Origin of the sequence: Blastomonas sp. CCH1-A6 (genome assembly GCF_001556365.1) — a bacterium.
GTDB classification, from domain to species: domain Bacteria; phylum Pseudomonadota; class Alphaproteobacteria; order Sphingomonadales; family Sphingomonadaceae; genus Blastomonas; species Blastomonas ursincola.
The window spans coordinates 1-5,859 of the sequence record NZ_LSIS01000115.1; the positions used below are offsets into that span (position 1 = coordinate 1).

The following is a 5,859-nucleotide window of genomic DNA, read 5'->3' on the forward strand; positions in this document are numbered from 1 at the left end:
GTCCAGCGTGCGATGCCGAAGCCGCCAAGTGCGGCGACGATCGCTACCGCCGCCACACCGCCAATAAGGCGCTTGTCATTCATCATCAGTAATCTCCGGAAATCGTGGGGGCCGGCGTCGTGAGCCGGGCGAGCCGGGCCTGCGCGTCGTGATAGGCGGCGAGCGCATCGACGTAGGTCTGGCGGGTCTGTGAGAGCGTGCGCTCGGCATCGAGCAGCGCAATCTGGTCAAACTTGCCTTGCGTCCAACCGATCCGCGCGATGCGGGCGGCTTCCTGTGCCGCCGTCAGTCCCGGCCCGCCTGCCGCCCGCGCGGTCGCGGCGGCGTTCTCCACTTCGGCTTGTGCGTTGGCGATCTTCTGCCGGGTATCAATCACGGCGAGGTTGCGTAGCGCGATAGCCTGCGTCTGTTCAGAGCGCGATTGGGCCGCGAAAGCGCTGCCGTTGTTGAAGAATGGAATAGGGATCGAAATGCCGACCACAGCAGCGGTGTCGTTGGTTGCCTCCAATCGGCGGGCGAATGTACTGACAGTAAGGTCGGGAACGCGCAGCGACCTTGCTACCCGCACTTGTGCGTCAGCGGTACGTACATCCGCTTCCGCCGCAGCGAGGGCCAGTGTCCCTTCAACCTCGATCGGCCGTGGCGGTCCGTAGTCATCGATCCGTTCAAAAGTTTTCATTATTCCGAAAGTATGAAGATCAGCTGGCGGTCAGCAATATCTTGAGTTTGCTTACCCCTGATGCGGCAACCTGTTCTCCAGGCTTGAGGGCAATGGTGACGAAGACTGCGCCATAAGAACTGCCCACAACTTTCAGCGCGGGAGCGCCATCAATCCGCACCTTGACCAGAACGGACCTGATTGCACGGTCGAGCGATGCTCATGCCGGGACGCACCTGACCCGCCAGCGGCTCGGGCAATTGCAGACCGTGCTTGAAAGCGGTGCTGTTTTCAATCACGAAGGGTATTGATGCCGCTATGACCGGGCCGCCGACCTGCGCGGCTACCGTGGCAACACGGTCTGAGATCGGCGCGCGCAGTGTGACCTCGCCTCCTGCGCGCGCGCCAACTCAGCACCATATTGCAGCGGTTCACGGCTCTTGACTGTGACGAGCGGCTGCCCTGCCCGACCATGTCGCCCTGGATGACGTACACCCGCAAGATTGCGCCGGTCGTGATGATCTGTTGCCTGTTCATCCCCGGTCCCTGCCAGCCGAAGCTGACAGCAACCTGACGGAGCGATCTATCGGCTGAAGTCGAGGATCAGCACGCTGTTCTGAGGATCAGTGCGGATCGCGCCGCCGTGCACCTGCATGATACGGTCGACGATGGCGAGACCCAGGCCGGCGCCATCCGGGCTGGCGTGGTCGGCGCGTCGGTTGCGTTGGATCAGCTGGGCAAGCTGTTCCTGCGACAGGCCTGGGCCGCCGTCGGTGACGCGGATTGCAGGCGTGCCGTCCAGCACCACATGAACGGTGCCGCCATCCGGCGTGACCCGGACAGCATTGTCGATGAGGTTGCGCAATGCCGCTGCAATCGCCTCGCGCCGCCCGAGGACGGATACCGTTTGGCCTTCACTCACCAGCTCAATGCTGCGGCCTTGCGCAATCACTGCCGGAGCACATCTTGCAACGACATCTCTGGCGATGTCAGACAGATCGATATCGTCGGTCGCAGTGGCTGCGGCCTCCTGCGCATCCATCTGCGCCAGCAACATCAACTGGTCGATCAGCCGCCGCATGGCAGCGACATCGCCTTTCAAACGCGCCGCGGTGGGATCCGTCATGCCATCGAGTTCCAGCATCATCGCTGCCAGTGGGGTACGCAATTCGTGCGCGACATCGGCGGCGAACGCTTCCTGGTGCATCGCCGATTGCTCCAGCCTTCCGAGCAGGGTGTTGACCGCCACGGTGAACGGCCGGATTTCGGTCGGCAGCTCACCATCATCGATGCGGATGTTGCGGTCGCGCCCCGTAATGGCGTTCAGCTGGTCCGTTGCATTCGTCAACGGTTTGAACGCCCGCCGCATGACGAACACGACTGCCACAGTCATCGGCACGACCAGTGCGACAACAGGCAACAGCACGTGTTCGACCATTTCGTGTAGCGCAGCCTTCAACGCATCTGCCGTTGCCATCTCGGCAAAGCTGATCCGGTATTCGATGAGCACGGCAACCAGCAGGAATACCGTGCCGCCAAGCCCGACCACCGCAAGGCCGCGCGCCAGAGAATTGAAAATCGACGTGGGTTGATGTGCCATTCAGTTGCTCCGCAGCATGTAGCCAACACCGCGCACCGTCTGCAGCTGCCCGGCAAGCCCTGCCTCGTCCAGCTCGCGGCGCAGACGCGATACGGTGGCCTCGCCGGCATTCGGGGTCACCGGCTCGTTGAAGCTGTATAGCGTGGTCTCGATCGTATCGCGCACCACAACTGTGCCTAGTCGGCGCATCAGCAGTTCCAGCAGGTCAGTCTCACGGCAGGACAGATCAAGGACCCGCTCGGAGCAGTGGGCCTCACGGCTGACCGGATCAAAAATGAGCGACCCGGCTTCCAGCATTGTCGCTGCGCGTGGCCCCGGCCTGCGCAGCAAAGCGCGAACTCTCGCCGCCAATTCCTCAATATCCACCGGCTTGACCAGATTGTCATCCGCACCTGAATCAAGCCCCGCGATGCGGTCTTCCAGCCCGTCACAGGCAGTCAGCATCAGTGCGGGAATCAGCTGGCGCGGGCTGCGCTGATGCTGCAGCCATGTTATGCCGTTCTCATCGGGCAGGCCAAGGTCAAGGATGACAGCATCGAAAGGTACGCTTTCCAGGCACGCATCCGCCGTCGCCATATCCGAGGCAACGTCGAAGGAAAAGCCCTGCCAACGCAGACCTTGTGCGATCAGACCGGCGAGGCGTTTATTGTCTTCCACGATCAGCAAGCGCACGGGTTAGCCCTCGTGTTTCGCAGGGCACCTGTGGAACCACGGCGCGAATGCTCAGTCATTGTCCTGATAGCCATCGGTGCCGACTGCCTCGCCTTGCTCATGTTCGTCTGCTTCGCTCGGTATCCCATCAAAAGCCGTCTTGTCATAGCGCAATATGCGTAGGCGGCGTGGACAAATTGGTTGACGCGAGACTCGGTGGTTGGTTCAAGGCTTCCTTTTGGAGGCAGGGTTGAGCCGGGGTGATCTGAGCGAAGCAGAATGGCTCGTTTTGAGGGATTTGCTCCCGATTGCAGCGGCAAATCGAGGACGTGGGCGACCGCCGGAAGAGAACCGTTCGATCATCAATGGTATTCTCTGGCGGCTTCGCTGCGGCACCCCTTGGCGCGATGTCCCAGTCAAATACGGCAACTGGAACACGATCTACCGTCGCTTTCGTCGTTGGAGTGAGGCCGGGGTCTGGGAAGCAGTATCGGTCACGCTGGCCGAGATCATGGCAGACAGCGGGCATTACAGCATCGATAGCACCACGGTTCACGCCCACATCTCGGCAGCGGGCGGAAAAGGGGGGCTGATCGACGCGCTCTTGGCCGCTCGCGGGGCGGGTTCACCAGTAAACTTCACTGCCTGGTTGATGCACGAAGACGACCACTCGCCTTCCACCTGACGGTCGGCGAAGCGGCCGATTGCAAAGCCTATGATACGCTGATCGCACTGCCGGAGCAGGCACCAAAAGCGCTGCTGGCCGACAAGGGATATGACGCCGATGCCATCCGCGCAGACCTCGCGAGTCGCAAAATCGAAGCCGTAATCCCGGGTCGTTCAAACCGCCGGGTAAAGATCGAACATGATCGGGCGCTCTACGGTGAACGAAACCACATCGAACGCTTCTTTCGTCGCGTGAAAATCAACCGCGCTATCGCAACCCGTTACGACCAACTCGCCGAGAGCTTCCTCAGCATCGTCCATATCGCCGCAGTCAGATACTGGTTCAAATTTGTCCACGCCGCTAGTGTCCCCCGTCAGCGCCTTTGGCACAGATTTGAGGTTGTGATTTAAGGAGGGTTGGGGCTTCGTCTTAGTTGCGAAGGAACAAAGAGGGAGCGCCCCCGCAACACCGCCATACTCTGACCACGATACCGATCCGCAAATACCGGCGGCCTCCACAACACGCTTACTGTAAGCGCAAAAACCTCCCCACATTTTCGTAGGCGCTGATCTGGCTATGTTTCGCCCCTCGTCTGAGGGGTATCGTAGTGGCCGATGATATAGGAACATTCGAAACAGGTTTCGAAAGGCAGGAGGGTCAGCGGCCCTCGCGTATGGACGTCATTCCAGCAGGGCCGATGCGGCGTCGCTGGTCGGCCGAGGCCAAGGCAAGGATCATAGCGTCGAGCTTTGAGCCCGGCGCCAACATCGCGGAAATTGCGCGAACGCATGGACTGTTGCCACAGCAGCTTTATGCCTGGCGGCATGACAGTATTCCGGGCAAACGCCTGGCCAGCAAGAAGCTGGGCTTTGTCCCGGCGGTGATCGAAGATGCGGGCGGCACCGGCTCGGCTGATGGTGGAGGCGATAAGATCGTGATCCGCACGGCCGCCCTCACGATCCATGTGCCGCCGGGCGCGAGCGAGGATCATATCGCTCGGGTGCTCGCCGCTGTGAGCCGGTCGGAATGATCATCCCGCCAGGGCCGCTCAAAGTGATGGTGGCGACAAAGCCGGTCGACTTCAGGAAAGGCGCTGTCAGCTTGGCGGCGCTTGTCGAGCATGAACTCGGGCTCAAGCCCTTCTCGGGGGTGGTCTTCATCTTCCGCTCGAAGCGGGCGAACAGGATCAAGCTGCTGGTCTGGGACGGCACTGGCCTAGTACTTGTGAGCAAGGTCTTGCAGACCGGAGGCTTTCATTGGCCCCGGGCGCACGATGGCGTGATGCGGCTGTCGGCATCGCAAGCGTCAGCCTTGTTCGAAGGGCTGCAATGGTCGAAAATGCACACGCCGCGCACTCAGGCTCCGGTGACGACGCGATAGGTCGCAAGCCTGATTCCCCTGATCGAAATGCCATTGCGGATCGCTCCCAAACTGCCAGAAATGGGGCATGTCCGCCACGGCAACCGACCTTCCTGACGATGTCGCCACCCTCAAGGCGATGGTCCTGGCCGGCCTCGAGCGTGAAGCGCGGATGCAGCACATCATCGACCAGATCACCCGTACGACATTCGGGAAACGGTCGGAAAAGCTGAGCGAAGATCAGCTGGCGCTTGCCTTCGATGATCTTGACGTCGCCCGTGCTGAACTGGAGGCGCTTGGCGAGCAGGCGGCAAGTCAGAAGAAGGAACGGGCGCGAAGGGAAAGCGGGACAGCGCGGGCGTCGCTGCCGGCGCATCTGACCCGCGTTGAGGAAGTGATCCTTCCAGACGAGAAGGAATGCCCCTGCTGCGGAGGCACGCTGCACTGCATAGACAGCGACATATCGAGCCGGCTTGATGTGATCCCGGTCCAGTATCGCGTGATCGTGACGTCCCGGCCGAGAATGGCGTGCCGCGCATGCAGCGAGGGGGTGTTCCAGGCGCCCGCGCCTAAGCATGTGGTGCCAGGCGGCCTGCCAACCGAGGCAATGATCGCCGATGTTCTGGTCAGGAAATATGCCGATCACATGCCCTTCTATCGGCAGGCACAGGCGCTTCGGCGCCAGGGCATTAAGATCGACCGGGGAACCATGTGCAACTGGGCGGGTCGAGCCGCGGGCTGGCTCGGCCGCCTGACCAACCGAATGAAAGCGGAACTGCTGACGAGCGCGAGGCTGTTCGTCGATGAGACCACCGCCAAGGTCCTGGCGCCCGGCACCGGCAAGGTGAAGACGGGATATCTCTGGGCGATCGCTCGTGATGATAGGGCGCATGGCGGCACCGATCCACCGGCGGTCGTCTACAC

General features: G+C 61.6%; 6 protein-coding genes and 1 pseudogene. 4 read left to right on the plus strand and 3 right to left on the minus strand.

What is annotated here, in order from left to right:
* Positions 1 to 85 precede the first annotated feature (85 nt).
* From AX735_RS04775 to AX735_RS04785, 3 genes are all read right to left on the minus strand, one after another.
* Complete coding sequence (locus AX735_RS04775; RefSeq protein ID WP_446471780.1) at positions 86 to 679, minus strand: TolC family protein; 594 nt, start codon at positions 677 to 679, stop codon at positions 86 to 88.
* 562 nt (positions 680 to 1,241) lie between these two features.
* Positions 1,242 to 2,258 (minus strand): sensor histidine kinase, encoded by a 1,017-nt coding sequence (locus AX735_RS04780; protein ID WP_066276430.1) that lies wholly within the window; start codon positions 2,256 to 2,258, stop codon positions 1,242 to 1,244.
* Positions 2,259 to 2,930: a response regulator transcription factor gene (locus AX735_RS04785; RefSeq protein WP_066276439.1), complete on the minus strand. Its 672-nt coding sequence runs from the start codon at positions 2,928 to 2,930 to the stop codon at positions 2,259 to 2,261. It lies immediately after the preceding gene.
* A 277-nt stretch (positions 2,931 to 3,207) separates the two neighbouring features.
* Here AX735_RS04785 and AX735_RS24095 point away from each other — a divergent pair.
* From AX735_RS24095 to tnpC, 4 genes and pseudogenes are all read left to right on the plus strand, one after another.
* Positions 3,208 to 3,986 (plus strand): annotated as a pseudogene (locus AX735_RS24095) (IS5 family transposase).
* 263 nt (positions 3,987 to 4,249) lie between these two features.
* Positions 4,250 to 4,606, plus strand: a complete 357-nt coding sequence (tnpA, locus tag AX735_RS04790; RefSeq protein WP_066276442.1) for an IS66-like element accessory protein TnpA — start codon at positions 4,250 to 4,252, stop codon at positions 4,604 to 4,606.
* Positions 4,607 to 4,632: 26 nt separating this feature from the next.
* The gene (tnpB, locus tag AX735_RS04795; RefSeq protein WP_446471781.1) at positions 4,633 to 4,956 is read left to right on the plus strand and encodes an IS66 family insertion sequence element accessory protein TnpB; all 324 of its coding nucleotides are present in this window, start codon (positions 4,633 to 4,635) and stop codon (positions 4,954 to 4,956) included.
* 67 nt (positions 4,957 to 5,023) lie between these two features.
* The coding region (gene tnpC / locus AX735_RS04800; protein WP_156447419.1) for an IS66 family transposase at positions 5,024 to 5,859 on the plus strand (836 nt) is incomplete at its 3' end.

Bases quoted from the DNA above. Each gene is read 5' to 3' on its own strand.
- AX735_RS04775 (WP_446471780.1), bottom strand. From the start codon at position 679: ATGAAAACTTTTGAACGGATCGATGACTACGGACCGCCACGGCCGATC.
- AX735_RS04780 (WP_066276430.1), bottom strand. From the start codon at position 2,258: ATGGCACATCAACCCACGTCGATTTTCAATTCTCTGGCGCGCGGCCTT.
- tnpA (WP_066276442.1), top strand. From the start codon at position 4,250: ATGGACGTCATTCCAGCAGGGCCGATGCGGCGTCGCTGGTCGGCCGAG.
- tnpB (WP_446471781.1), top strand. From the start codon at position 4,633: ATGGTGGCGACAAAGCCGGTCGACTTCAGGAAAGGCGCTGTCAGCTTG.